Genomic DNA, 26,314 nt, shown 5'->3' on the forward strand with positions numbered 1-26,314 from the left:
GGGCCGTACGGTGGTGACGTGACCGACTTTCACATCCGCTACGGCAGCGAGGTTGCCGCCGCCCTGCGCGACGGGCGTCCCGTCGTCGCCCTGGAGAGCACCATCGTCTCGCACGGCCTGCCCCGGCCGGACAACCTGCGGGTGGCACGCGAGATCGAGCAGGCCGTCCTGGACGCGGGCGCGGTACCGGCGACCATCGGCATGGTCGGCGGGCGGCTCGTGGTGGGCCTCGACGACGCGGAGCTGACCCGGCTCGCCACCGTCGACGGGGTCGCCAAGCTCTCCGTACGCGATCTCGCCCTCGCCGCCGCGAGCGGCGCGGACGGCGCCACGACCGTGGCCGCGACCAGCGCGGTGGCCGCCGCCGCCGGGATCGCCGTGTTCGCCACCGGCGGACTCGGCGGGGTGCACCGGGAGGCGGCGCAGACCTTCGACGAGTCGGCCGACCTGGTCACCCTGGCCCGTACGCCGATCGCGGTGGTCTGTGCCGGGGTCAAGTCGATCCTCGACGTGGGCGCCACCCTGGAGCGGCTGGAGACCCTCGGCGTCGGCGTCGTCGGCTTCCGGACCCGGCGCTTTCCCGGCTTCTTCATCACCGACGGCGGCTTCGACCTGGACTGGTCGCTGGAGTCGGCCGAGCAGGTGGCGGACGTGCTGGTGGCCCGGGAGCAGCAGCGCGTGCACCACGGCGGCCTGATCGTGGCCAATCCGCTGCCGACCGACGAGCAGCTCGACCCGCGGCTGCACGACCGTACCCTCGCCGACGGGCTGGCCCTGCTGGAGCGCGACGGGGTCACCGGCAAGGCCGTGACGCCCTACCTGCTCGCGCACTTCCACTCGGCGACCGAGGGGGCGAGCCTGGCGGTGAACGTCCGGATCATCCTGCGCAACGCCGACCTCGCCGCCCGGATCGCCGTCGCCGCGGCCGACCGCCGCGCCGGGGCATGAGCGCAGGCCGTGTCCTCGTCGTCGGTGACCTGATCACCGACGTGGTGGCGGTGCTGACCGGGCCCCTGGCCACCGGATCGGACACCCCGGCGGCGATCCGGTTCAGCGGCGGCGGGCAGGCCGCCAACACCGCGGCCTGGCTCGCCGCCCAGGGCGTACCGGTCACGCTGGTCGGTGCCGTCGGCGACGACGACGCCGGCCGGGACCGGGTGGCCGAGCTGGAGCGCGCCGGGGTCGACTGCGCGACGACCGTGTGCCCCGACCGCGCCACCGGGACGGTGATCGTGCTGGCCACGGCCGGGGAGCGGTCGATGGTCACCGAACGGGGCGCCAACCTGCGGCTGGCCCCGGCCGACGTCGACGCGGCGCTGGCCGCGGCGCCGGACGCGCGGCACCTGCACCTGTCCGGGTACACCCTGCTCGACGACGAGTCCCGGCCGGCGGGGCTGCGGGCGCTGGCCGCCGCCCGCGAGCGCGGTCTCAGCACCAGCGTCGACGCGGCCTCCGCGGCCCCGTTGCGGCGGGTCGGCGCGGCGGCCTTCCTGTCCTGGGTACGCGGGGTCGACCTGCTCCTGGTCAACGCCGACGAGGCGACGGTGCTGGCCGGCGGGCTGGATCCGGCGGCGCAGGGGCGGGTGCTGTCGGCCTCCGCCCGGCGGATCGTCGTGAAGCGGGGCGCCGCCGGGGCGGTCTGGGTGGACCGGGCCGCCTCGGTCGCCGTCGCGCCGGCCCGCCGGGTGGCGGTGGTCGACGTCACCGGCGCGGGGGACGCGTTCGCGGCCGGGCTGCTGGCCGCCTGGCTCGACGGTGCGGAGCCGACGGTGGCGCTGGGCCGCGCCGGCGACCTCGGTGCGCTCGCCGTCTCGCAGATCGGCGCCCGCCCCGCTCCGTGACCTGCTGGCCCGCCGGGCGGGGTCGGGCCCGCCCCGGCGGACGGGTGGGTCAGGGCTCGGCGTCGATGATCCGGTGGGGGCGCTCGTCGGCGGTGAGGCTCATCGGCGGGGTCTCGTCCCGGTGTCGCGGCTGGAACCGGTTGGCCAGCCGGTGCTGCTCCTTGGGCGGGCGGTCGTTGGCCAGCAGGACCGCCAGCCACGGGATGAGCACCATGCCCAGGGCCACCATCGGCAGCCAGAGCCAGAGCAGTGGGGCCTGCACGCCGACCAGGACGGCACCGACGATCACGCAGGCCACCCGGACGCCCATCATCAGCACGTAGCGCTTCTGACGGCTGGTGAGCTGGTCGTCCTGGCTGTGCGAGGCGTCGGTGATCAGGATCGGCTGGTACGCCTGACGCTTCACCACGGAACCTCCTCGAGGGGTTACGCCCCATCCTGACACCTGCTGTGCGTGATCAGCGAGGATCGCGGCACCCCCGTATGGCCGCCCTCTCCCGGCCGACCGCCGCCTGATCCCGCTCCCCGCTCACGGGGCCCGGTGGAAGCCCGCCTCCCCCGCTTCGCCGTGCCCGAGCGGCGAAGCGGACGTCTCGGGGGCACGACCCCGGCTGCGCCGCGCGTCGGCGGCCGCCACCCCGGCCAGTACGACGGCGACCAGCGTGAGCGCCACCATGGGCGGCCCCAGGGTGAACGCCGGCGCCAGCAGGAGCAGCGTCAGCAGGCCGCCCACCCGGGACCAGGACACCCGGCCGAAGATCTCGTACTCGAAGCGGGCCCGGGCGGCCAGGAAGAGCGCCGGGCCGCCGACGACGAAGGCCAACCAGGCCGGGTCGGTCCGGCCGTACGGATGGTCGATCACCAGCTCGTAGCCGACGGCGGTGCTCAGCACGCCGACGACGATGGCCAGGTGGGTGGCGCCGGCCGAGGAGCCGAGCCGGCCGGGCGACCGGGCCACCCGCAGCGCCTCGGCGAGCAGGTGGCCCGCCCGGTGGAAGTAGATCCGCCAGAGCAGCGCCGTGGTGACGAACGCCACCGCGAAGGCGCCGGCCCGGTCGGCGGTGAAGTCCACGCCGCTGTAGGTCAGCCCGATGACCAGGATCGTCTCGCCGAGCGAGATGAGGAAGATCTGCTGGTAGCGGTCGGCCAGGTGCTCCCCCATGATCAACCAGCCGGACGCGCGCGCCGGGCCCAGCCGGGGCAGCGGCCAGCCGAGCAGGAGGCCGACGCCGTCGATCGCCAGCGCGCACATCCACAGCGCCAGGCGCAGGTGTTCCGGCGCGAGTGCCCCGGCCAGCCACGGCACGGCACCCGCGACCGCCCAGGCGCCGAGCCGCAACGGGACCGTACGGCGCGGGTGGTTCCGCAACGCCACGGCCATGACCAGCGGGCGGCCGACCATCACCGCCAGGTATCCCAGCACGAACGGCAGGGCCCGCTCCTCGAACGCCCGGGGCAGCGCCACGGCCATCACCATGGCGCCGAACATCGACCCCACCACGACGAACTGGATCACCCCCTCCTCCGGCTCGTACCGGCTGGTCACCCAGGCGGTGATCGACCAGAGCAGCCAGAGGGCGAGGAAGAGCGCGCCGGTGCGCACGATCTCGAGGACCAGCTCGCCGAGGGATTCGTCGACGGCGCCGATCAGGCGAAACGAGACCCGGGTCAGCGCGAAGACGAAGACCAGGTCGAAGAAGAGTTCCAGGAAGGTGGCCCGGGGCGAGCTGTCCGCCGGCCGCAGCAGCCGCCCGGCTCGCTCGTCCGTCATCGGCTGCCCGTCGTCGCCATCCTGGCTACAACGACCGGCCCGACCCCGTGGTTGCGTCAGCCCCCGGCGGTCTTCGCCTTCGCCGCCGCCTTCATCTGCTGCTTGTACTCGCGCACCCGGCGCAGCGAGTCCGCGTCGGTGACGTCGGCCACCGAACGGTGGGCGTCCGGGTCGCCGTAGCCGCCGGCCGCCTCGCGCCAGCCCGTCGGCGTGACCCCGAACCGCTTGCCGAGCAGCGCGAGGAAGATCTGCGCCTTCTGCGCGCCGAAGCCGGGCAGGTCGCCGACGCGGCGCAGCAACTCCCGGCCGTCGGCGGCGTCGCGCCAGAGCCGGGCGGCGTCACCGTCGTACCGGTCGACGAGGACCCGGCACACCTCCTGCACCCGGGCCGCCATCGCCTTCGGGAAGCGGTGCAGCGCCGGCGGGCGGGCGAAGAGAGCCAGCAGCGCCTCCGGGTCGTGCTCGGCCAACTCCCGGGCGTCCAGGTCGCGTCCGAGTCGCCGCGTCAGCACGTACGGCGAGGAGAACGCCTTCTCCATCGGTACCTGCTGGTCGAGGACCATGCCGAGCAGCAGCGCCAGCGGGCTGCGCTCCAGCAGCCGGTTGGCCTCGGGGTCGATGGGCAGTGCGAGCGTCATGGGACCATCCTGCCGAACGACGCGGGCCCGACGGAGGGGCCGCGCCGATTCGACGACCACCCCGGCCCTCCGGTGGCGCCGGGGGCCGGCTCTGCCGACCGGCCCGGAGGCGACCCGGGGGCCGGCGCCGCAGCCGCCACGCCGATCTCCCGGGTGCCCGAGCCGCGGCGCGCGGCGCCAGGCAGGATGGCGACGTGGACGGACACGACATGCTGCTCTCCCCCGCCGGCGTCGAGGCGCTGCGCACCGCGCTGACCCGGGCCGGGTTCACCTCCAACGGCATCGCCACCCGGCTCGGTGCGCAGGCCACCGGCGGGGTCGCCCGCAACGACTTCCGGGCGGCGCTGCGCGCCACCGAGGACCGCGACCCGCTCGGCACCCTGATCCGCGTGTTCGTCTGCGAGCAGACCGAGCCGGAGGCCGCCGTGACCGCCGCGCTGGCGCCGCTGTCGTTGGACGAGGCGCTCGCCGGGGGCCTGGTCGAGCGGCACGGCGACGGGCTGCGGATGGGCGTGGACCTGGAGCCGTACGGGGACGACTGGTGGGTGCTCGCCGACGTGCCCGCCAGCGCCCGGCCCGGCCGCCCGCTGCACTCCGAGCACGTCCTCGGCATCGGCGGGGCGACGCAGACGCTGATCGGCGCGACCGTCCGCCGGCCCGTCGAGACCGCGCTGGACCTGGGCACCGGTTCCGGCGTGCAGGCCCTGCACCTGGGCACCCACGCGCGGCGGGTCACCGCCACCGACCTCTCGGCGCGGGCGCTGCGCTTCGCCGCCACCACCGCCGCGCTCAACGGCCAGGACTGGGAGCTGCTCCGCGGCGACCTGGTCGCCCCCGTCGCCGGCCGGCGCTTCGACCTGGTGGTGAGCAACCCGCCGTTCGTGGTCGGCCCCGGCACCACCACGCACGTCTACCGCGACTCGGGGCGGGTCGGCGACGCCATCGGCGCGGAACTGGCCGCCGCCGCGCCCGGCCTGCTCACCGAGGGCGGCACCATGCAGTACCTGGCCAACTGGGTGCACGTCGCCGGGGAGGACTGGGCCGAGCGGGTGACCGGCTGGTTCGCCGGCACGGGGTTGGACGCCTGGGTCATCCAGCGCGAGGTGGCCGACCCGATGGCGTACGTCAACCTGTGGCTCACCGACGTCGGCGAGGCGGCCGACCCGCACCGGATGGCGGACTGGCTCGACTGGTTCGACGCGCACAAGGTGGAGGCGGTCGGCTTCGGCATCGTCTCGCTGCGCCGCCGCGGCCACGACGACCCGGTCGTGCGGGTGGAGGACCTGCGCCAGCGGGTGCAGGCGCCGCTCGGCGACCGGGTCGGCGCGTGGTTCGACCGCCAGGACTGGCTGCGCGCCCGCGACACCGACGGGCTGCTCGCCGCCCGCTACCGGGCCGCCGACGGCCTCCAACTGCGGCAGGAGGCCACCATGGGCGACGAGGGCTGGGCGGTGGACCGGCAGGTGCTGGCCATGCCGCACGGCCTGCGCTGGACCGAGGAAATCGACCCGCTCGTCCTGGCCCTGGTCGGCGGGGCCGACGGGCAGCTTTCGCTGCGCGACCAGCTCGCCCTGCTCGCCGTCGCGCACGACGTGGCCCCCGGGGAGCTGGCCGAGGCGGCCGGGCCGATCGTCGCGCACCTCGTCGAGCGCGGTTTCATCGAGCCGGTGGCCGACTGATGCGGGCCGTGGTGCAGACCGTCGGCCGCGCCGGCGTGACGGTCGACGGCGAGCTGGTCGGCGCGATCGACGACGGGCTGCTGGTGCTGCTCGGGGTGACCCACACCGACACCGTCGAGACCGCCCGTACGATGGCCCGCAAGGTGCACGAGCTGCGGATCCTCGACGAGGAGCGGTCCGCGGCGGAAACCGGCGCGCCGATCCTGGTGGTCAGCCAGTTCACCCTCTACGGCGACGCCCGCAAGGGCCGCCGTCCGAGCTGGACGGCGGCCGCCCCGGCCGAGGTCGCGGAGCCTCTGGTGACGGCGGTCGTTCAGGCGCTGCGTGCCCGGGGCGCCAAGGTGCAGACCGGCCGCTTCCGCGCCCACATGCTGGTCGAGAGCGTCAACGTCGGCCCCCGTACGGTGCTGCTCGAACTCTGAGCGCCCGCGCTCCCGCCTCTCCTCGCCGGTCACGGGGCGACGTCACCCTCGGGCTCGGCCGGAGAGGCCGGGAGGAGGCCGTCAGGAGAAGAGACCGCGGCGCTGGAGCGACTGGCGGATCCAGGCGTCGAGCTGAGCCGTCCAGTCGGTGCGCTCGGCGGTGGCGTGGTCGATGGTGAAGCGGCCGAACGCGTCCCGGCCCTCGGTGAACAGGCCGCCGCGCTTGTCGAGCTCCAGCACCACCTGGATCTGCTGCGGATCGGTGACGAAGGTGACCTCCAGCTGGTTGATCGCCCCGGCGTACTGCGGCGCCGGGTGGAACTCGACCTCCTGGTAGAAGGGCAGGCTCTGCCGTACGCCGTAGATGTGGCCCCGCTCCACGTCGGCGCGGGCGAACCGGAAGCCCAGCCGCAGGAACGCCTCCAGGATCTTCTGCTGCGACGGCAGCGGGTGCACCGCCACGGCGTCCAGGTCGCCCTTGTCGACCGCGCGGGCCACCTCCAGCTCCGTACGCAGCCCCATCGTCATGCCGTGCAGGTGCTGCCCGTACAGCTCGGTGAGCGGCGTCTCCCACGGCACGGCGAAGCGGAACGGGATGTCCTGGCGCTGCCCCGCGTCGAGCCGGAACCTGCCGGTCACGGCCTGCCGGTGGAACTCCTGCGTGGTCTCGTAGTCGTTGTCGCCGCTCTCCACCTCGACCCGGGTGACCAGGCCCAGGGCGACGTACTCCACGTCGACGGGGTGGTCGCCGCCGGCCACGTGGACGACGCCCTCCAACTGCCCGCCGGGGCGGCAGTTCGGGTTCGCCAGCACGGTTTCCACCGACGGGCCACCCACACCCATCGCCTGCATGAGCCGCTTGAAGACCACGCCAACCTCCTTGACCAGTTCGCTTGCGCCGTGTCGCCGGCCGTGCCGGCCGACCGCTGGCACGGTAACCGCCTGCGGCAACCAGCGCTCGGTGCCGAGCCGGCCACGCTGAGCAGGCCATCGACGCAATTCGTGTCGGGTGCCCGATCGCCTCACTCCCGTTTCACGCTCCGCCCGCCAAGCTGTGTGTCACACCGGCACCACTGGGCCGGATCCAACGGCACAGACGTGGACACGGGGAGAAACTGAGATGGCCCTTCAGATGACGGAGCACAGGACGCGCCCGGCCGGCACCACCGAGGCCGCGAGCGCCACCGACACCCTGACCGACCTCGACGCCACCGACGAGCGCGGCGTCTCCACGGATCTGGTCCGGGCATACCTGAACGGCATCGGTCGGACGAAGCTGCTGACCGCCGCCCAGGAGGTCGACCTCGCCAAGCGGATCGAGGCCGGTCTGTTCGCCGAGGAGAAACTGGCGACCTGCACCCCCGTGTCGACGCAACTGCGGACCGACCTGGAACTGATCGTCGCGCAGGGCCGGGCCGCGAAGAACCACCTGCTGGAGGCCAACCTGCGGCTGGTCGTGAGCATCGCCAAGCGCTACACCGGTCGCGGCATGGCCTTCCTCGACCTGATCCAGGAGGGCAACCTCGGCCTGATCCGCGCCGTCGAGAAGTTCGACTACGCCAAGGGCTACAAGTTCTCCACCTACGCCACCTGGTGGATCCGGCAGGCGATCACCCGGGCGATGGCCGACCAGGCCCGCACCATCCGCATCCCGGTGCACATGGTCGAGCAGGTCAACCGGATGGTCCGGGCCCGCCGCGAGCTCTCCGTCTCGCTGGGCCGCGAGCCCACCGTCGCCGAGGTGGCCCGAGCCATGGACATCCCGGAGTTCCAGGTGATCGAGCTGATCTCGTACGACCGGGAGCCGGTGAGCCTCGACCAGGCGGTGGGCGAGGACGGCGAGAGCGCGCTCGGCGACTTCGTCGCCGCCGTCGACCCGAGCGCCGAGCCCGGCGACGCCGCCGCGCAGGGCGAGCTGCGCAACGAGGTGAGCATCGTGCTGTCCACCCTCTCCCAGCGGGAGCAGGCCGTCATCCGGCTCCGCTTCGGCCTCGACGACGGCCGGCAGCGCACCCTCGACGAGGTCGGCCGGGAGTTCGGCCTGTCCCGGGAGCGGATCCGGCAGATCGAGAAGGTGACCCTGCTCAAGCTGCGCGCCCCGGAACGGGCGCAGCGCCTGGAGGCGTACGCCTGCTGACGTTCCCGGCACCACGCGAGGCCCCGGCGGTTCGCCGGGGCCTCGGGGCCGTCCGGGCCGTGGTCCTTGACCCGGGCCGCCCGGCGGGCTACCAACAGGTGTGCACTGGGCCCTGGAAGTGGTGATCGTGCCGGTCTCCGACGTGGACCGGGCCAAGTCGTTCTACGCCGACCAGCTCGGCTTCGCCGTCGACCACGACACGGTGATCAACGACGACGCGCGGATCGTGCAGCTGACCCCGCCCGGCTCCGGCTGCTCGATCGTGATCGGCAAGGGGGTGGTGCCGCAGATGCCCCCGGGTTCGCTCAAGGGCCTCCAGCTCGTCGTACCCGACCTGCGCCGGGCGCGGGCGGAGCTGGTCGGGCGCGGCGTCGAGGTCAGCGAGATCCAGGTCGTCGGCGAGAACCCCCGCCCGGTGCCCGACCCGCTGGACAACGTCGGCTTCATCCACTTCGCCGACCCCGACGGCAACGCCTGGGCCGTACAGCAGATCTCCGCGCGGGCCTGACCGATCCGCCGCCGCCCGCAAGGTGTTAGGAAGGGCCCCTTCCTATACCCCAGACGTTAGGAAGGGGCCCTTCCTTACAGGCGGCGGGGGCCGGTGTCGGGGCGGGCCACGGCGGAGCCGACCCGGACGGTGGCGTGCAGCACCGAGATGCCGTCGGGGCGGGCGAGCACCGGGTTGAGGGTCAGCGCGCGGACCCGGGGCTGTTCGTCGGCGAGCCGGCCCACCCGCAGCAGCAGGTCCGCCAGGGCCGCCCGGTCCACCGGCGCCGCGCCCCGGTGCCCGCGCAGCAGCGGCGCCGCCCGGGGCTCGTCGACCAGCTCGGCGGCGTCCAGGTCGGTCAGCGGCACCGCCCGCCAGGCCCGGTCGCCGAGCAGTTCGGTGGCGACGCCGCCCAGCCCGAAGCCCACCACCGGGCCGAACGCCGGGTCCTCCACCAGCTCGACCACGCAGGCCACCCCGGGCGGGACCATCGGCTGCACCAGGACGTCCGCGCCGAAGAGGGCCGACATCTCGGCGTACGCGCGGTGGACCGTGGCCGCGTCGGGCAGGTCGAGCCGGACCGCGCCGAGGTCGAGGCGGTGCCGCAGGCCGGGGGCGGCGGCCTTGAGGGCCACCGGGAAACCCAGCCGCGCCGCCGCCTCGGCGGCTTCCGCGGCGGAACGCGCCGGCACCGACTCGACCATGTCGATGCCGTACGCCGCGAGCAGTCCCGTCGCGTCGAGTGCCTCCGGGCGCAGGGCGACGTGCGCCGCCTCCCGGTCCATCCCGGGCAGTTCCGGCGGCACCCCGGCGGGCCGGCGCAGCCAGTCGGCGTACGCGGCGACCCGGGCGAGGGCGCGGACGGACTCCTCCACGCTCGGGTACGCCGGCACCCCGGCGGGCGCCCGGCCGACCAGGAACGTCGCCACGGCCGGCTTGCCGGCGGCGGACGCGCTCGGCAGCGCGGCCGTGAAGTCGGACTCCGGGTCGGTGAGCTGGCCGGGCAGCGGCGGGGCGAACACCACCACCAGCGCGTCCACCTCGTCGTCGGCGCCCGTCGCGGCGAGCGCCGCGGCGAACTCGGCGGCACCGGCGCGCGGGCCGACGTCGCGCGGATAGCCGGTGGCGACGGTGAGCCCCTGTGCGGCGCAGGCGGTGGCCGCCAGACCCGTCAGCGCCGAGGAGTTGCCGACCACGCCGACGCGCGGCCCGGCGGGCAGCGGCTGGTGGGCCAGCAGCACCCCGACGTCGAGCAGCTCCGCGACGGTGTCCACCCGGATGACGCCGGAGTGGGCGAACAGTGCGGCGACCGCCACCTCGTCCGGGCCTGTCGAGTCGCCCACCCCGGGCGGCCGGGCCGGCGACGCCAGCGCCACGACGGGCTTGTCCCGGCCGATGCGGCGGGCCAGCCGGGCGAACTTGCGCGGGTTTCCGAAGGTCTCCAGGTACAACATGATCACGTCGGTGCCGGGGTCGTCCTGCCAGTACTGGAGCAGGTCGTTGCCGGAGACGTCGGCCCGGTTGCCGGCCGAGACGAAGCTGGACAGCCCCAGCCCGCGCCGGTCGGCCTCGGCCAGCAGCGCCACCCCGAACGCGCCGGACTGGCTGAAGATGCCCACCCGGCCGGGCGCCGGCAGCCGGGGGGCGAGGGTGGCGTTGAGGCGTACGGCCGGGTCGGTGTTGGCCACCCCCAGGCAGTTCGGGCCGACCACGCGCATGCCCGCCGCGTGCGCCGCGCGGACCAGCGCGCGCTGCGCGACCGCGCCCTCGCCGCCGGCCTCGGCGAAGCCCGCCGAGATGACCACCAGGCCGTGCGCGCCCGCCGCGGCCGCGTCGGCGACCACCTCCGTCGCCGCCTCCGGCGGGACCGCCACCACGGCCAGGTCGACCGGCACGCCGGCATCGGCGGCCGAGGGGTACGCGGGCAGCCCGGCGACCGTCGCCGCAACCGGGTGCACCGGGACCACCGCGCCGGGGTAGCCGCCGTCGCGCAGGTGCCCGAGGACCGCCGCGCCGACGCCCTGCCCGGTGGCGCTGGCGCCGTAGACGGCGACGCCCCGCGGGGCGAGCAGCCGGGCGACGGAGCGGGCCTCGGTGCGGTGCTCCCGGCCGCGCTGCACCTGAAGCGTCGCGTCGGTGGGGGCGATCGGGAACGTCAGGTGCACCACGCCGTCGGCGAACTGCCGCTGGACCTGGTAGCCGAAGTCGGAGAAGACCCGCAGCATCGCGCCGTTGGCCGGGAGCACCTCGGCCACGAAGTTGGCGATGTCGTTGCGGCGGGCCGCGTCGGCCAGGTGCTCCAGCAGCACCGAGCCGATGCCCCGGCCCTGGTGGGCGTCCTCGACCACGAACGCCACCTCGGCGTCCGGCGCCCGGGGGCCGAGCCGCTCGTAGCGGCCGACGGCGACGATCCGCTCGCCGACCAGCACCACGAACGCCTCCCGGTCGCGGTGGTCGACGTTGACGAAGCGGTGCAGGTCCCGCTCGGGAATCCGCGGGTACGGCGAGAAGTACCGCAGGTAGCGGGTGCGCTCCGAGAAGCGGGAGTGCATCGCCACGACGCCCGGCCCGTCCGACGGACGGATCGGCCGCAGCTGCACGGTGGTGCCGTCGCTGAGCAGCACGTCCACCGGCTGTTCCACCGTGGTCACCTCTGCGGTCCCTTCCGCCCGCCGGATCAGTCGCGCGGGTCGTGCGGGTCGAGTCCGAACAGCGGGAAGGCGGTCTTGCGGGCCGCCGCGATGGCCCGGTCCACCGCGCTCGGCTCGCCCGTCGGCTGCCACGGCTCGTACGCCGGGTCGACGTCGTCGGTCATCCGCAGCGGGACCTGCCGGCCCGGCCGGCGCGCGGCGGCCAGCTCCCGCCAGACCGGCGGGGTCAGCGTCGCGGGGTCGATCGGCTCCCCGGCCGCCACCGCGAGCAGGTGCGTCCAGGCCCGGGGCACCACCTCGACGAGGGCGTACCCGCCGCCGCCGGTGGCCACCCACCGGCCCTCGCACAGCTCGTCGGCGAGCGCCCGCAGGGCCAGGTAGGTGGCGCGCTGCCCGTCCACGGAGAGGTTCAGGTCGGCGAGCGGGTCGAGCCGGTGCCCGTCGGCCCCGCACTGCGTCACCAGCACCTGCGGCCGGAACGCACGCAGCACCGACGGCACCACCGCGTGGAAGGCGCGCTGCCAGCCGGCGTCGTCGACACCGGGCGGCAGCGGAAGGTTGACGGCGCTGCCCTCGGCACCCGGCCCGCCCGTCTCGTCGGGGAAGCCGGTGCCCGGGAAGAGCGCCAGCGGTGTCTCGTGCACGCTGACCGTGAGCACCCGCGGGTCGTTCCAGAAGACCTGCTGCACCCCGTCGCCGTGGTGCACGTCCACGTCCACGTACGCGACCCGCTCGGCGCCCAGGTCGAGCAGGCGGGCGATGGCTACCGCCGGATCGTTGTAGACGCAGAACCCGGCGGCCCGGCCCGGCATGGCGTGGTGCAGGCCGCCGGCCACGTTGACCGCCCGCCGGGCCTCGCCCCGCCAGACCGCCTCGGCCGCCGCCACCGTGGCGCCGGCGACCAGCGCGCTGGACTCGTGCATCCCCTCGAAGACCGGATTGTCCGAGGTGCCCAGCCCGAAGCCGGCGAAGAGCGGGTCGCGGGGGGCGACCTTCACCGCGGCGAGGTAGCGCGGGTCGTGCACCCGGGCCAGCAGCGCGTCGTCGGCCGGCTCCGGCTTGACCAGCCGCACCCCGGGACGCGCCAGGACACCCAACTCCCGGGCCAGGGCGAAGGTCAGCTCCACCCGTACCGGGTCGAGGGGATGGTCCCCCATGTCGTAGGCGAGCAGGGACTCGTCCCACACCACCACCGTGTCGTCGGACATGCCCCCATCGTCGCACGCGCACCCGCACGCGCCCCGCGCACGCGCTGCTCAGCCGCCGGTGTCGGCCCGGCGCGCGTTCCTCGCTCAGCCGGCCGGGGTCGGCCCCGTCGCCACCGGGCGGTCCGGGTCGGCGACCCAGTTGCTCCACGACCCGACGTAGAGGGCCGCGTCCGGCCGGCCGGCCAGGTGCAGCGCCAACACGGCCTGCGCGGCGGTCACCCCCGAACCGCAGTACGCCCCCACCGGCCGGCCGTCGCCCACTCCGGCGGCGGCGAAGCGCGCCCCCAGCGCCTCGACGGCGGGAAAGCGGCCCTCGGCGACGTACTCGCCGGCGGGCAGGTTAACCGCGCCGGGGACGTGCCCCGCGACCGGGTCGACCGGCTCGGTCTCGCCCCGGTAGCGGGGCGCGGCGCGCACGTCGAGCAGGACACCCTCGCCGGCCGCGGCCAGCCGGGCCGCCTTCCCCGCGTCGAGCACCGGCAGCGCGCCGGGACGCACCTCGACGTCGCCCGGCTGCGGGTTCGGCACCGTCGTGCTGGTGGGCAGCCCGGCGGCCAGCCACGCCGGGAAGCCACCGTGCAGCAGCCGTACCGGCCGGTGGCCCGCCCAGCGCAGCGTCCACCAGGCGCGGGCGGCGGCCATGCCGTCGCCGCCGTCGTACACCACCACCGGCCGACCGCCGCGCACGCCGGCGGCCCGCAGCGCGGCCTGGAGCGCGGCGGGGTCGGGCAGCGGGTGGCGGCCGGCGGGGCCGGGCGGGCCGCAGAGCGCGGTGTCCAGGTCGACGAAGACCGCGCCGGGCAGGTGACCGGCGGCGTAGTCGTCCCGGCCCGGCGGGCCGACGAGCCGCCAGCGGACGTCGAGCAGCGTGGGCGGGTCGGCCTGGCCGAGTTCGACCGCGAGCCGATCGGCCTCCACCAACAGATCCTCGATTGCGGACATGGCGTCCAGTCAACACCATTCCGGCACGGACCTGGCGGTTCGCCGAGGGGTGTTCGGCGAACCGCCAGGTAGCATCGTGGGCCGGAGGTCCGCTGACGTGAAGCATGATCTGGTCGACACGACCGAGATGTACCTGCGCACCATCCTCGAGCTGGAGGAGGAGGGGGTGCCGCCGCTGCGTGCACGGATCGCCGAGCGGTTGCGGCAGAGCGGCCCCACGGTCAGCCAGACCGTCGCCCGGATGGAGCGCGACGGGCTGCTGACCGTCGAGGGCGACCGGCACCTGACGCTCACCCCGCTCGGCCGCAACAGCGCCGTGTCCGTGATGCGCAAGCACCGGCTCGCCGAGTTGCTGCTGGTCAACGTGATCGGGATGCCCTACGAGGAGGCCCACGAGGAGGCCTGCCGCTGGGAGCACGTGATGAGCGACGCCGTCGAGAAGCGGGTCTACGACCTGCTCAACCGGCCGACCCGCTCCCCCTACGGCAACCCGATCCCCGGGCTGGACGAGCTGGGCAGGCCCGAGCAGACGACCGCCGCCCCGGTCGAGGGTGAGCGCAACCTGGCGTTCCCCGGCCTGTCGGGGCCGGTCGTGGTGCGACGCATCTGCGAGAGCGTGCAGACCGACGCGGACGTGCTCCGGCAACTGCACGCCGCCGGTGTCGACCCGGGTGCCACCGTGATGGTGGCGCAGGAGCGCGACGGGGTGTCGATCGACCGCTCCGGCGACCGCATCAGGCTGCCCCGCGAGGTCGCCTCCCGCGTCTTCGTCGCCGCCCACTGACCCTCGCTCCCCCCACGACGGTGCCGCACCCGCCACGGCACCGCGATCTTGCACACTCTGCCGAACGTTCCGGGCGCAGGAAGCGGATCGAAGGCCGGCGCCGGGCGGTCCCGCCCAGCCGGCTCGGCTGGGCGGGACCGTTTCGAGGTGCCCGGACGGCTCAGGTGCCGGAGACGCGGTGCGCGGTGTAGGAGGAACTGTTCAGGTACGGCCTGGCGTCACTGATCACCACCCCGGTCCACGAGCCGTCGGGGTTCTGCCACTTGGGAGTCGCCTCCAGCACCGACGGGACGCCGTCACCGTCGCCGTCACCGAGGTACATCGCCACGTGGCCGTTCTTGACCAGCAGGTCGCCGACGCGGATCTGGGACTTGGCGACCTGCGGCACTCCGCTCTTCATCGCGCTGGAACTGCTCCACGGGAAGTACACGCCAGCGTGCTGGAACATCTTGTAGATCAGACCCGAGCAGTCGTAGCCGACCGTGCCGGCCGGCTGCTTGTACACCCGGCTCTGCCCGCAGGTGGTGCCGTTGTGGTAGAGCGTCGTCGGGGCCACGGTGCCCATCCGGTAGGTGCCCGCGGCACAGCCGACGTAGAGCGCGTCGAGCTGGGCCATGCCGTAGCTGATCGCCAGTCGAACCTTCGTCGACGGCGACATGGCCGTCGGGCAGTTCTGCATGTAGTGCGGGAACCCGACGGCGGCCAGGTCAAGGATCTTGGTGCCGTTGAGGTACACCCGGTACGCGTCGTTGTGGTAGATGCCGACGTTGGCGACCGCCCCCGACTTCCACACGCCGGCAGCCGCGCTGTAGGTCTGCGAGGACATCAGCCCGACCCCGGGTCGGTGGACGTCGACCCGGACCGTGTGGGTGCCGGACGTACCGTTGAGCAGGTTGTTGGTCACCTGGTACACGCCGCCGTACGCGTTGACCTTGTTCCAGCAGGCACCGACGTGGGGCGAGGTGCGATAGAAGGTGTAGTCGGCATGGGCAGCGGTGGCCGGCAGGGCCAGGCCCAGCAGCGCGATCACGGCCACCGCGACCACACGACGTAGTGCTGTCATGATGTGTGCCTTTCGTCGACGGACTTGCCCGGCGGCGAACGGGCAGATCCACCCGGCGCCCGAGGGCACGGTGCCCTCGCCCCGACAACATGAGGCCAACCGGTACACAGGTGGCACACGACCGATCGCGCACCCGCTCACACAGGTGGCACCCGGCGAAGCGGGTCAGCCGTGCCCACCGGTCTCCGCGGTCGGGCCACCGACACCGCGCAGCTTGGCCGCTACCCGGTCGCCCTCCGGATGACACAACTCGACGAACAGCCGCAGCGCGGTGGACCACGCGGCGCGGGCCCCGGGCACATCCTGCGCCGACTCGCGGACGTCGCCGAGATGGACCAGCGCGAACGCCGCGTGGGACAGGTCGCCGGTCTCCCGCAGCACCTGGGCCGACTGCGCGTAGTAGGTGGCCGCCCGGGTGAGCTCGCCGAGCCGGTGGTGGACGTAGCCGAGGCTGTCGAGGGCATGCGCGGCACCCTGCCGGTCGCCGAGCCTTTGGTGCAGGGCCACCGACTCGGCACACCGGTCGGCAGCCTCACGGTACGCGCCCTGCTCGGCGAGGTACCAGCCGAGATTGTTCAACGCCTGCGCGCGACCGGCGGCGTGGTCCTCGGCGACGAACAGGTCATGGGCCAGTCGCGCGTGCGTGAGGGAGTCCCCGGGCCGGGACAGGCCATCGCAGACGGCACACATCCGCAGGTGGGTGTAGGCCAGCCCCAAGGTGTCGCCGAGCCCGTCGAACAGCGCGAGCGCCTCCGCGAGGTGGCGGTGGGCGTCCTCGTTGTCCCCCAGCCGGCTGCGGACCAGCCCCAGTCCACTGTGGGCGTGTGCTCGCCCGACCGGGTCATCGAGTCGCTCCGCCGTGGCCAGCGCGGTGCGCAGGGCGCCGATCCAGTCGTCCCAGCGTCCCCGGCGGGCCACGAAGATCCCGATCGTGGTCGCCAGCCGCCAGGTGTACTCGCCGCGGTCGGTGGCGGCGGCCTGTTCCACCGCCTGCACCAGAAGGTGGCGTTCCCGATCGAACCAGGCGAGGGCCTGCCCACGGTCGGGGACCGGCGCGACGGTCACGTCGGGGTCCAGCGGCGGCAGCAGGATCCGGTACCGGTGCGGATGCAGTTGTCCGGCCGCGGCGTCGCCGGTGTACAGGTAGTGGTCCAGCAGCCGGCCCACCGCTGCTCGCCGTGCCGACGGCGGATCGATCGCCGCGCTCAGTTCAGCCGCGTAGCTCCGCAGCAGATCGTGCAGCACGACCCTGCCCGGAGCGCACTCCTCGGCCAGGTGGGCGTCGACGAGTTCGGCCAGGGGCGCGCGCACCGCGTCCAGCGGTTGGCCGAGCAGGCTCGCCGCCACGGCGGCCGTGACCTCCGAACCGGAGTGCAGGCCGAGCCATCGAAACAGTCGTGCGGCCCCCGGTGTGAGCCGGTTGTAGGACCAGGAGAAGACGGCCCGTACGTCGACACCGGAGTCGACGGAACTCAACGATTCCAACGGCCCCAACCGCTCCAGTTGTTCAGCTATCGCGGCCAGCGGGAGCCGCGGCCGTAACGCCGCACGTGCGGCGACCACGGCGAGCGCCAGCGGCAGTCGGGCGCAGCGGACGACGAGCGCGTCGACCGCGTGGGCCTGCCGGTCGACGCGCGCGGCACCGAGACGGGCGGAGAGCAGCCGGTAAGCCTCCCGCGTCGTCAGCAGGTGAACGGTGACCGGATGGGCGCCCTCGGCGACCACCAGGCTGGTCAGCCGGTCACGGCTGGTCACGAGGACGAGGCAGCCGGGGGCGGCGGGCAGCAGCGGACGGACCTGGTCGACGCCGGCGGCGTTGTCGAGTACCACCAGGACTCGTCGTCCGGCGAGCAGGCTGCGGTAGAGCGCCGCCTGGGCCGGCACGCCAGCCGGAATCCGGTGCGGCGGAACGGCGAACGCCTCGAAAAACCCCTGGAGAGCCTCGGCCGGGCTCATCGGGTCGGCATCGGCCTCGAAGCCACGCAGGTTCACGTAGAGCTGGCCGTCGGGAAATCGGGCGGCGACCCGGTGTGCCCAGTGCAGGGCCAGCGCGGTCTTGCCCACGCCCGCGCCTCCCACCAACGTGGAGATCACCGCAGTGGTCGACGCAGGGTCGTCGAGCAACACGTCCAGGTCGGCCAGTTCGTCCTCCCGGCCGGTGAAGTTACGGACGCCAAGCGGCAACTGGGCGGGCACCGGCCTGTCCGGTGCCACCGGCCCGCTGCCCAGCTCGGCGCATCGGCCGGGAGCCGGTGCCCCGGGGGGCGGGGTCGCGGGCTCGCCACGACCCGGCCGGCCAACGGTCAGGGTGGGCCGTGCGGTGGGCGGGGCCGGCGCGTCCAGCACCGGGTCCCCAAGCAGGACACGTCGTTCCAGGTCCCGCAGGCGAGGGCTGGGCTCCAGAGCATAGTTGTCGATCAGTACCCGACGGGCCCGCCGGTACGCGTCGAGCGCGTCCGAGGTCCGCCCGCTGCGGTAGAGGGCGGTCATCAGTTGGGCGATCAGCCCCTCGTGGGTGGGATGCTGCGCCACCGCCTCGGTCAGCTCGGAGACGATCGTCGAGTGGTTCGCGCAGGCGAGTTCCGCGTCGAACAGTGCCTCCAACGCGTCGGTACGCCGTTCGTCGAGGTGCACCCGGGCGTCACTGACGTAGTTCGCCCGTACCCCGGCGAGCGCCTGGCTGCCCCGCCACAGCCGCATGGCTTCCCGCAGCAACGGGACGGCCTCCAGGGGTGCGGCGACGCGGGCGCGGGCCACCAGGATGTTGAAGTCGGCGAGGTCGAGGCGGCCGTGCCGGATCCGCAGCCGGTAGCCCGCCGGCTGCCACTCGACGGTGGCCAGTGGCTGCCGGTCGTCGGACAGGACGGCCCGCAACCTGGAGACCATGTTCTTGACCTGCGTGCCGGCGGTACGCGGGACGGCCTCGCCCCACATCGCGTCCACGATGTGCCCCACCGGGATGACACGGTCGGCGCGCAGCAGGAGCAGGGCGAGCAGGTCCCGCTGCTGCCGGCGGGAGAATGTCACCTGGTGGGTGGTGGCGTGGACCTGCACCGGGCCGAGGATGCGGAATGCGTATTCATCATCATCAACCATCGGCCGCAGGTTACCGCCCCACGGCAACTGCTGTGGGGAGTCAGTCGTCGACGTACGGGCAGTGTCGGCAGCCGCGTCCGCAACACGTGCCGCGCCGGGCCAGGAAACCCGCGCTGAGTACGAACAGACCGGTGGCGGGGTCGAGGTAGCCCGCCTCCCCGGCGGCCAGGGCGGCGGCGTGCGCGGCACGGATCCGCTCCCGGTCCGGATGCTCCGGCGGCAGCCGGGACGGGTGCGGCTCGGTCAGCGGCCGGTCCGCCAGCGGTCGTCGCTCTCCGGTCACCGGCGCAGTCTAGGCACGCGCGACGCCGGTGCGGGGATCGGATAACCAGTGGCGTCGATCCGGGCGGGGCCGGCAGGCTGACCGGATGGACCACGGACGGGCCGGGCGCCCGCGAGCCGCGTCGGATCCCACCAGGTCGCGGGCCTCCCCACGGCGGTCACCGGCCCGCAGCGAAAGCCCGGCGTGACGCAACAGGCGGCCAGGCCGGTCGAAGGTGCCGCCCCGAAACGGCCCTCGCTGCTGCGCAGCCGCAACTTCGGGCTGCTCCTGGCCGGGCAGACGGTCAGCGAGCTGGGCACCCGGGTCTCCAGCGTGGCGGTGCCGCTGCTCGCCGTCGGCACGCTCGACGCCAGCGTCTTCCAGGTCGCGCTGCTGACCGCGCTCGCCTGGCTGCCGTACCTGATCTTCTCCCTGCCGGCCGGGGTCCTCGCCGACCGGGTCGACCAGCGGCGGCTGATGGTCGCCTGCGACCTGGGCCGGGCCGCGCTGCTGCTGTCGGTGCCGGTGGTCGCCCTGACCGGCCGGCTCACCCTCGCCTTCCTGTACGCGGTGGTCGGGCTCTCGGGCGTACTCACCGTCCTGTTCACCGTGGCCCACAAGAGCATGGTGCCGCGGCTGGTGCCACCGGACCGGCTCGGGGACGCCAACGCGAAGATCACCGTCAGCCAGGACTCCGCCGAGCTGGTCGGCCCGACGATCGGCGGCGTGCTGGTCGGGCTCGTCGGCGCCGCGAGGACCTTCGTCGTCACCGGCCTGGCCTTCGCCGTGAGCGGGTTGACCCTGCTGCTGATCCGGCAGGCGCCGGCCGGGCCCGCGCCCCGGCGCGAGCGGGTGCCGCTGCGGGTGGAGATGACCGAGGGGCTGGGGTTCATCCGGCGTCAGCCGATCCTGCGCAGCATCCTCGCCTGCACCACCATCACGAACTTCTTCGTCATGGCGTCCGGCTCCATCGAGGTGGTCTTCCTGCTCGAGGAGCTGCACGCCACGCCGGCGCTGGTCGGGCTGGTCTTCTCGGTGAGCGCCGTGGGCGGCCTCGTGGTCGGCGCGCTGGCCGACCGGTTGACCGCGTGGCTCGGCTCGGCCCGGGTGATCTGGGTGGCGATGGCCGCCCCGGGCCCGCTCTACCTGCTCATGCCCCTGGCCCGGCCCGGCTGGGGGGTGCTGCTCTACGGCGTCGGCCTGGCCGCGTTCTCCGCCAACGTGGTGCTCTACAACGTGGCCACCCTGACGTACCGGCAGCGGATCACGCCGCCGGCCCTGCTGGGCCGGGTGAACGCGGCGTTCCTCTGGGTCTGCTTCGGCGTGATCCCGTTGGGCGCGCTCACCGGCGGCACGCTCGCCAGCCAGTTCGGGCTGCGGCCGGCGCTGTGGATCTGCGTGCTCGGCACGTGGAGCGCCGCGCTCTTCGTCGTCCTCTCCCCGCTGCGACGGATGCGGGACATGCCGGCGACCTGACCGGCCGACGGCAGAACTGGCTCCGGACGGGGCCCGTCGGCGGCCGACCAGGCCGCACGTCCCGGCCGGATGACCCCGGGCACCGGGCCGGCCCCGTGCGCACGGAAGCACGTTGGCTTTCCGCTCCACCCGGCCTATGGTGGCTGCATGTGTTCGACCGGTCAGCAGAGCAACACCGCCGTCGTGGTGACGGCGGCGCCCGCTGCTGCCTGCCGGTGTGCCCTGCGGGTGAACGTGGCGACCCGGGTGGTGCGATCCGCGGTCGCGCCGTCGTGCGCCGGCTCGGTCGCCTCCCGACTGCCGAGCCCCGCCGGACGTAGCCCTCCGTGGACCGGTCGCAACTCTCGCGAACGGCCACCAGGGCGAAGCTATCCAGCTTCGGCCCTTTTTCTTTTTCCCGGAGAAGGAGCTACGCCATGACCACGCCCACCCAGTCCAGCGAGCAGAAGTGGCTCGACGACCTGCGCACGACACTGACCAACGACTTCGAGGCGCAGACCGTCCGGCTCACGCAGCTCACCGCCGACACCGGCGACCCGGGCGAGGCGCACACCCAGAGCGCGCTGATCGCCGCCACCCGGCAGAGCATCGACCAGATCAGTGGGGCGCTGCGCCGCCTCGCCGAGGGCCGCTACGGCATCTGCGAGCGGTGTTCCGCCGCGATCCCCCGGGAGCGCCTGGAGGTGCTGTCGCACGCCCGTTTCTGCGTGCCCTGCCAGCAGAAGCAGCACTGACCGTACGCGGGCTGCCGTGCCGGAGGACGGCACGGCAGCCCGTCCGGTCAGCCGAACCAGCTCATCGCCTGGCCGTGCGGGCGGGTCCAGGCCAGGGGCCGCCCGTCCAGCGCGAGCACGTTGTGCAGCGCCTCGTCCGGCGGCTCGGGCAGCGCGTCGTGGGGCACCACGTCCGGGGACTCGTTGGACAGCCAGTGGCCGGGCAGACGGCGTACCACGTCGGCGAACGCCGCCCGGCGCGGTGCCGGCACCTGGTAGAGCACGGAGGTGTGGAACACCACCAGCGTCGCGCCCGCCGGCGCCCGCGCGGCCAGCGCGGGCAGGTCGTCCACCAGGTCGCCGCGCGCGAGCAGCGGCGGGTCGGACGCGGCGACGGCCGCGGCGGCCCGGAGCCGGGCGCGGCGGTGCGCGTGCTCCGGCCAGATGAGGGCGTCGAGCCACGCGACGTCCGCCGGATCGCTCACCCGCAGCGGATTCAGGTCCAGGCCGGCCCGCCACACCACCTCCGGTAGCCGGTCCGGCGGGGCCAGTCCGGTGGCCGCGCATTCGAGGACCGGCTCGCCCGCGCCGAGCGCGTGGTCGCCGTAGCGGTAGGCGTACCGGTCGGGGTAGAGGCAGAGCCCGGCGGACGCGCCGACCTCCAGCAGCGCCAGCGGCTGCGGCAACGCGGCGAGCACCGGCAGCAGTACGGCACACCGCCCGGGCTCGTTCGTCTGAGTCGCGCGGTTGCGCAGTTCCGCCTCGATCGCCGGCCAGTTCGCCAGCGCGAAGTCGCGGAAGGCCGCCGGGTCGTCGACCGGCCCGCCGAGCAGTCGTACGACGCCGAACAGCAGGTTCGGCTGCCGCCTGGCCGGCGGGAGCGCGGCGAGCAGGGCCAGCAGTTCGTCGTCGCGGGAGACGGCGAGGGACAGGCGCTCGTACGCGGGCGACACGCCGCGCGCCTCCCGATCGCCGAACTCGACGTAGCTCTCAGCGATTGTCATGTTCCGATGGTCGCAGTCGACGCCTCACGTCGTCCGCCCCCCGCGACGCGGTTCCCGGCGTGCCGAGATCTCCTCCAGGTGCTGGAGCTGGTGCTGCCGCACCATCGCGTCCCAGGCTTCCTGGTCGTAGTCCGGGTCCGGCGGGATCCACTTGTGCGAGCCGTCGCTGTAGTGGAAGCGCTCGTCGCCGCGCCGGATGACGCTCACCGCACCCATCCCAGGAAGCGCCGGTGCAGCAGCCCGGCGGGCACCCAGGTCAGGTCCTCGGCGGCCCAGACCAGGTAGGACCCCATGTAGAGGGACAGCGACACCGGTGCGCCCTCGAACTCGGCGTGCAGTTCCCTGCGTCGCGTCCCGCACGGCCAAGGGGCGTCGCAGCCGCCGCAGGTCCACAGGGGCAGGACGGGGCCGTGGGTGGTCATGAGTCCTCCTCCCCCGGCCAGTGGCCTCGGCCTATCGGGGCACGATGCCGGGCCCGACAGGGCAACTCCGCACCGCAACGACAGAGGCGACGCCACTGTCGCCAGGACCAGACCGGGCGGTGCCGACGGGCCAGGGTGAGCGCCACGGCCAGCAGATAGCCGTCGTACGACACGCGCTTGGGCATGTGACCTCCCGGCGATCCGTCGTCCCACTGTCACCAGCAGGCCCCGCTACACCACACACCACCTCCTTGGGGGTTGTCAATCTGTAAGTGACAATAGCCAAGAGAATGTCGCACTTACTTTCAGGTCGTGAAGCGACCGCGCTTGTACGGGCCTGGCGAGTTGGCAGCCCTGTTCGGCGTGTCGCGTCAGCGGGTCCTACAGATCACCCGTAGGCCTGGCTTCCCGGAACCCATCGCCCGCTTGATCGGGACGACCGTCTGGGACGCGGACGAGGTGGACGAGTGGGCCCGGCACAATCGCCCGCCCCGCCCGACCGACGGCGACGAGGACCGCTGACGAGGCGCCGCGCGCGGACACGGCGACGTCCAGGCACATCGCGAAGGTAGCTGGCGCCGACGTCGCGACAACTGCGCTCTGGGTTCCGGCCGTGATGCTGCGAACGAGCCCTCTGCCGTCGTCGCCGATGTCCTGCTTGGTGCCGACCGCATCTGTCACGTCCCAGTCGAGGCGCAATGGATCCGATTCGGCGCGCTAACCCCTCGGGCACAGGAAGCCAGGCGTCCAGCAACGAGCACGGTGGGCCGGCAGATACCTGCCGACCCACCGTGAACTACTCGTACGTCAGCTGCAACCGCTGGTGGAGCCGCAGCCCTCGCAGACGTAGCAGCTACCGGCCGGGCGCATCTTCGTACCGCAGGTGAAGCAGAGCGGCGCGTCGGCGGCCTTGCCGATCACGGTCTCCAGCAGCTCGGTGCTGGAACCCACGGACGGCGCCGGCGTGGCGGCGGCGACGTCGGCCATCTCCTGGGCCGGCTGGGCGACCGGGCCGGTCTTCGGCTCGGCCGGCGACACGACCGGGGCGGAGGAGGCCATCGCGGTGAGGTCCGCACCGCTCGCCTCCGCCTCCGCCTCGGCCCGGAGCTGGGCGGCCCGCTCGCTGGCGGTGAAGATGCCCAGTTCCGCGCGGCGCTCGTACGGCAGGAAGTCCAGTGCCAGGCGACGGAAGATGTAGTCCATCACCGAGGCGGCCATCCGCACGTCCGGGTCGTCGGTCATGCCGGCCGGCTCGAAGCGCATGTTGGTGAACTTGCTGACGTACGTCTCCAGCGGGACGCCGTACTGGAGACCGATGGAGATGGCCACCGAGAAGGCGTCCATCACGCCGGCCAGGGTCGAGCCCTGCTTCGACATCTTCAGGAAGACCTCGCCGAGGCCGTCGTCCGGGTAGGACGAGGCGGTGAGGTAGCCCTCGGCGCCGCCGACGGAGAAGCTGACCGTCTGCGACGGGCGCTTCTTCGGCAGCCGCTTGCGCACCGGGCGGTACTCGACGACCTTCTCGACGACCTTCTCCACCTCGGCCGGGGCCTCCGTGGTCGCGACGGCCTTGTTGGGCTTGGCGACCGACAGCGGCTGGCCGACCTTGCAGTTGTCGCGGTAGATCGCCAGCGCCTTGAGGCCCAGCTTCCAGCCCTCGAAGTAGATCTTCTCGACGTCCTCGACGGTCGCCTGCTCCGGCATGTTGACCGTCTTGGAGATGGCGCCGGAGATGAACGGCTGGACGGCCGCCATCATCCGTACGTGGCCCATCGGGGCGATCGAGCGCTCGCCCATCGCGCAGTCGAAGACCGGGTAGTGCTCCGGCTTCAGGCCGGGGGCGTCGACCACGTGGCCGTGGTCGGCGATGTGCTCCACGATCGCCTCGACCTGCTCCTCGGGGTAGCCGAGGCTGCGCAGGGCGCGCGGCACGGTCTGGTTGACGATCTGCATCGAGCCGCCGCCGACCAGCTTCTTGAACTTGACCAGCGCCAGGTCCGGCTCGACACCGGTGGTGTCGCAGTCCATCATCAGGCCGATGGTGCCGGTCGGCGCGAGCACGCTGGCCTGCGAGTTGCGCCAGCCGAACTTGTCACCGATCTTGTTGCCCTGGGTCCACTGCTTCGTCGCCTCGCGGACGATCGCGGTGGCCACGGTGCTGGTCGGCTTGATCTCGTCGTTGGCGGCGGCGTGCTTGCGCATGACCCGCTTGTGCGGCTCGGCGTTGCGGGCGTAGCCGTCGTACGCGCCGACGACGCCGGCCAGCTCGGCCGAGCGGCGGTACGCGGTGCCGGTCATCAGCGAGGTGATCGACGCGGCCACCGAGCGGCCCTGCTCCGAGTCGTAGGGCAGGCCGGAGGCCATCAGCAGGGCGCCGAGGTTGGCGTAGCCGATGCCGAGCTGCCGGTAGGCGCGGGTGGTCTCGCCGATCTTCTCGGTCGGGAAGTCCGCGAAGCAGATCGAGATGTCCATGGCGGTGATGACGAACTCGACGGACCGGACGAACTTCTCCACCTCGAAGCCGCCGTCGGCACGCAGGAACTTCATCAGGTTCAGGGAGGCCAGGTTGCACGAGGAGTTGTCCAGGTGCAGGTACTCCGAGCACGGGTTCGACGCGGTGATCCGCCCGGTCTCCGGGCAGGTGTGCCAGTCGTTGATGGTGTCGTCGTACTGCAGGCCGGGGTCGGCGCACTCCCAGGCGGCGTGGGAGATGGTGCGGAACAGGTTCTTCGCGTCGATGGTCTCGATCACCGCGCCGTCGAGCCGGCCGCGCAGGTCGAAGCCGCCGCCGTTCTCCACGGCGGTCATGAACTCGTCGGAGACCCGGACGGAGTTGTTGGCGTTCTGGTACTGCACGCTGACGATGTCGGCGCCGCCGAGGTCCATGTCGAACCCGGCGTCGCGCAGCGCGCGGATCTTGTCCTCCTCGCGCGCCTTGGTCACCACGAACTCCTGGATGTCCGGGTGGTCCACGTCGAGGATGACCATCTTCGCCGCGCGCCGGGTGGCGCCGCCGGACTTGATGGTGCCGGCGGAGGCGTCCGCGCCGCGCATGAAGCTGACCGGGCCGGAGGCGTTGCCGCCGGAGGAGAGCAGCTCGCGGGAGGAACGGATCCTGGACAGGTTCACGCCGGAGCCGGAGCCGCCCTTGAAGATCAGCCCCTCCTCCTTGTACCAGTCCAGGATGGAGTCCATCGAGTCGTCGACGGCCAGGATGAAGCACGCCGAGACCTGCTGGGGCGAGGGCGTGCCGACGTTGAACCAGACGGGCGAGTTGAAGCTGAACACCTGGTGCAGCAGCATCCAGGTCAGCTCGTGGGCGAAGATCTCGGCGTCGGCCGGGCCGGCGAAGTAGCCGTACTCCTCACCGGCGGTGCGGTAGGTGGTGACCACCCGGTCGATCAGCTGCCGCAGCGACCACTCCCGCTCCGGGGTGCCCACGGCGCCCCGGAAGTACTTGGTGGTCACGATGTTCGCCGCGTTGACGCTCCACGACTCCGGGAACTCGACGCCGCGCTGCTCGAAGTTGACCGAGCCGTCCCGCCAGTTCGTCATGACGACGTCACGGCGCTCCCAGGCGACCTCGTCGTAGGGATGCACACCCTCGGTCGTCCAGACCCGCTCGATCTTGAGTCCCGCGCCGGCCTTGTTCCGTGCCCTGCTGGTTGTCACGCCATCCCCCGACATCTCATCCGCCCCCTCGTCCGCGCGGCCACCC

Annotated in this window: 23 protein-coding genes; 9 read left to right on the top strand and 14 right to left on the bottom strand. The window is 73.5% G+C overall.

All coding sequences use genetic code 11. The features are described 5' to 3' along the window. Window positions 1–18: 18 nt before the first annotated feature. Together KBX06_RS10860 and KBX06_RS10865 are read left to right on the top strand one after the other, a co-directional pair. On the top strand, window positions 19–948 hold the full coding sequence (locus KBX06_RS10860) for a pseudouridine-5'-phosphate glycosidase (protein ID WP_210834338.1): 930 nt from the start codon (window positions 19–21) through the stop codon (window positions 946–948). Continuing rightward, window positions 945–1,841 (top strand): carbohydrate kinase family protein, encoded by an 897-nt coding sequence (locus KBX06_RS10865; protein ID WP_210834339.1) that lies wholly within the window; start codon window positions 945–947, stop codon window positions 1,839–1,841. Before KBX06_RS10860 ends, KBX06_RS10865 begins: the two co-directional genes overlap by 4 nt. Before the next feature lie 49 nt (window positions 1,842–1,890). On the opposite strand, the gene KBX06_RS10870 is transcribed toward KBX06_RS10865, so the two are convergent. The 3 genes from KBX06_RS10870 to KBX06_RS10880 all read right to left on the bottom strand — a co-directional run bounded on the left by KBX06_RS10870 (window position 1,891) and on the right by KBX06_RS10880 (window position 4,250). After that, a complete protein-coding gene (locus KBX06_RS10870; protein ID WP_210834436.1) occupies window positions 1,891–2,247 on the bottom strand; it encodes a DUF3099 domain-containing protein in 357 nt (118 codons plus the stop codon). A gap of 123 nt (window positions 2,248–2,370) precedes the next feature. Then, the gene (locus tag KBX06_RS10875; RefSeq protein WP_210834340.1) at window positions 2,371–3,612 is read right to left on the bottom strand and encodes a low temperature requirement protein A; all 1,242 of its coding nucleotides are present in this window, start codon (window positions 3,610–3,612) and stop codon (window positions 2,371–2,373) included. Between the two features lie 56 nt (window positions 3,613–3,668). Beyond that, entirely contained in the window at window positions 3,669–4,250 is a 582-nt protein-coding gene (locus tag KBX06_RS10880; RefSeq protein WP_210834341.1) for an HhH-GPD-type base excision DNA repair protein, read from the bottom strand. 194 nt (window positions 4,251–4,444) lie between these two features. Here KBX06_RS10880 and KBX06_RS10885 point away from each other — a divergent pair, with 194 nt between their 5' ends. Both KBX06_RS10885 and dtd read left to right on the top strand, forming a co-directional pair. Next, complete coding sequence (locus KBX06_RS10885; protein ID WP_210834342.1) at window positions 4,445–5,929, top strand: methyltransferase; 1,485 nt, start codon at window positions 4,445–4,447, stop codon at window positions 5,927–5,929. Next, entirely contained in the window at window positions 5,929–6,351 is a 423-nt protein-coding gene (gene dtd, locus KBX06_RS10890) for a D-aminoacyl-tRNA deacylase (RefSeq protein ID WP_210834343.1), read from the top strand. The genes KBX06_RS10885 and dtd overlap by 1 nt, the downstream gene beginning before the upstream one ends. A gap of 81 nt (window positions 6,352–6,432) precedes the next feature. On the opposite strand, the gene KBX06_RS10895 is transcribed toward dtd, so the two are convergent. After that, window positions 6,433–7,221 (bottom strand): sporulation protein, encoded by a 789-nt coding sequence (locus tag KBX06_RS10895; protein WP_210834344.1) that lies wholly within the window; start codon window positions 7,219–7,221, stop codon window positions 6,433–6,435. Window positions 7,222–7,471: 250 nt separating this feature from the next. Here KBX06_RS10895 and sigB point away from each other — a divergent pair, with 250 nt between their 5' ends. Together sigB and KBX06_RS10905 are read left to right on the top strand one after the other, a co-directional pair. Further along, complete coding sequence (gene sigB / locus KBX06_RS10900; RefSeq protein ID WP_374225612.1) at window positions 7,472–8,488, top strand: RNA polymerase sigma factor SigB; 1,017 nt, start codon at window positions 7,472–7,474, stop codon at window positions 8,486–8,488. Window positions 8,489–8,588: 100 nt separating this feature from the next. Next, window positions 8,589–8,996, top strand: coding sequence for a VOC family protein (locus KBX06_RS10905; protein ID WP_210834346.1), 408 nt, complete (start codon window positions 8,589–8,591; stop codon window positions 8,994–8,996). 74 nt (window positions 8,997–9,070) lie between these two features. Here KBX06_RS10905 and KBX06_RS10910 read toward each other — a convergent pair whose 3' ends face one another. From KBX06_RS10910 to KBX06_RS10920, 3 genes are all read right to left on the bottom strand, one after another. Continuing rightward, window positions 9,071–11,626 (bottom strand): bifunctional GNAT family N-acetyltransferase/acetate--CoA ligase family protein, encoded by a 2,556-nt coding sequence (locus KBX06_RS10910; RefSeq protein ID WP_210834347.1) that lies wholly within the window; start codon window positions 11,624–11,626, stop codon window positions 9,071–9,073. Between the two features lie 26 nt (window positions 11,627–11,652). After that, the gene (locus tag KBX06_RS10915) at window positions 11,653–12,834 is read right to left on the bottom strand and encodes an acetoin utilization protein AcuC (RefSeq protein WP_210834348.1); all 1,182 of its coding nucleotides are present in this window, start codon (window positions 12,832–12,834) and stop codon (window positions 11,653–11,655) included. An 84-nt stretch (window positions 12,835–12,918) separates the two neighbouring features. After that, complete coding sequence (locus KBX06_RS10920; protein WP_210834349.1) at window positions 12,919–13,776, bottom strand: sulfurtransferase; 858 nt, start codon at window positions 13,774–13,776, stop codon at window positions 12,919–12,921. Window positions 13,777–13,873: 97 nt separating this feature from the next. Between KBX06_RS10920 and KBX06_RS10925 the strand changes: the two genes are divergently transcribed. Beyond that, window positions 13,874–14,560, top strand: a complete 687-nt coding sequence (locus tag KBX06_RS10925; protein ID WP_210834350.1) for a metal-dependent transcriptional regulator — start codon at window positions 13,874–13,876, stop codon at window positions 14,558–14,560. Between the two features lie 160 nt (window positions 14,561–14,720). On the opposite strand, the gene KBX06_RS10930 is transcribed toward KBX06_RS10925, so the two are convergent. The 3 genes from KBX06_RS10930 to KBX06_RS10940 all read right to left on the bottom strand — a co-directional run bounded on the left by KBX06_RS10930 (window position 14,721) and on the right by KBX06_RS10940 (window position 19,002). Continuing rightward, on the bottom strand, window positions 14,721–15,623 hold the full coding sequence (locus tag KBX06_RS10930) for an NlpC/P60 family protein (protein WP_210834351.1): 903 nt from the start codon (window positions 15,621–15,623) through the stop codon (window positions 14,721–14,723). Between the two features lie 165 nt (window positions 15,624–15,788). After that, window positions 15,789–18,719: a BTAD domain-containing putative transcriptional regulator gene (locus KBX06_RS10935; protein ID WP_210834352.1), complete on the bottom strand. Its 2,931-nt coding sequence runs from the start codon at window positions 18,717–18,719 to the stop codon at window positions 15,789–15,791. A 40-nt stretch (window positions 18,720–18,759) separates the two neighbouring features. Next, complete coding sequence (locus KBX06_RS10940) at window positions 18,760–19,002, bottom strand: DUF5522 domain-containing protein (protein ID WP_210834353.1); 243 nt, start codon at window positions 19,000–19,002, stop codon at window positions 18,760–18,762. A gap of 183 nt (window positions 19,003–19,185) precedes the next feature. Between KBX06_RS10940 and KBX06_RS10945 the strand changes: the two genes are divergently transcribed. Together KBX06_RS10945 and KBX06_RS10950 are read left to right on the top strand one after the other, a co-directional pair. Next, the gene (locus KBX06_RS10945; RefSeq protein ID WP_210834354.1) at window positions 19,186–20,457 is read left to right on the top strand and encodes an MFS transporter; all 1,272 of its coding nucleotides are present in this window, start codon (window positions 19,186–19,188) and stop codon (window positions 20,455–20,457) included. A 416-nt stretch (window positions 20,458–20,873) separates the two neighbouring features. Then, window positions 20,874–21,191, top strand: coding sequence for a TraR/DksA family transcriptional regulator (locus tag KBX06_RS10950; protein ID WP_210834355.1), 318 nt, complete (start codon window positions 20,874–20,876; stop codon window positions 21,189–21,191). 47 nt (window positions 21,192–21,238) lie between these two features. Here KBX06_RS10950 and KBX06_RS10955 read toward each other — a convergent pair whose 3' ends face one another. The 4 genes from KBX06_RS10955 to KBX06_RS10975 form a co-directional block, all read right to left on the bottom strand. Next, the gene (locus KBX06_RS10955; protein ID WP_210834356.1) at window positions 21,239–22,174 is read right to left on the bottom strand and encodes a DUF2332 domain-containing protein; all 936 of its coding nucleotides are present in this window, start codon (window positions 22,172–22,174) and stop codon (window positions 21,239–21,241) included. Window positions 22,175–22,198: 24 nt separating this feature from the next. Continuing rightward, window positions 22,199–22,390, bottom strand: a complete 192-nt coding sequence (locus KBX06_RS10960) for a hypothetical protein (RefSeq protein WP_247685627.1) — start codon at window positions 22,388–22,390, stop codon at window positions 22,199–22,201. Beyond that, window positions 22,378–22,596, bottom strand: coding sequence for a hypothetical protein (locus KBX06_RS10965; protein WP_210834358.1), 219 nt, complete (start codon window positions 22,594–22,596; stop codon window positions 22,378–22,380). Before KBX06_RS10965 ends, KBX06_RS10960 begins: the two co-directional genes overlap by 13 nt. Before the next feature lie 807 nt (window positions 22,597–23,403). Beyond that, window positions 23,404–26,283 (bottom strand): vitamin B12-dependent ribonucleotide reductase, encoded by a 2,880-nt coding sequence (locus KBX06_RS10975; RefSeq protein WP_210834359.1) that lies wholly within the window; start codon window positions 26,281–26,283, stop codon window positions 23,404–23,406. Window positions 26,284–26,314: the final 31 nt, after the last annotated feature.

The organism is Micromonospora sp. C31, from assembly GCF_018070575.1.
GTDB lineage: Bacteria > Actinomycetota > Actinomycetes > Mycobacteriales > Micromonosporaceae > Micromonospora.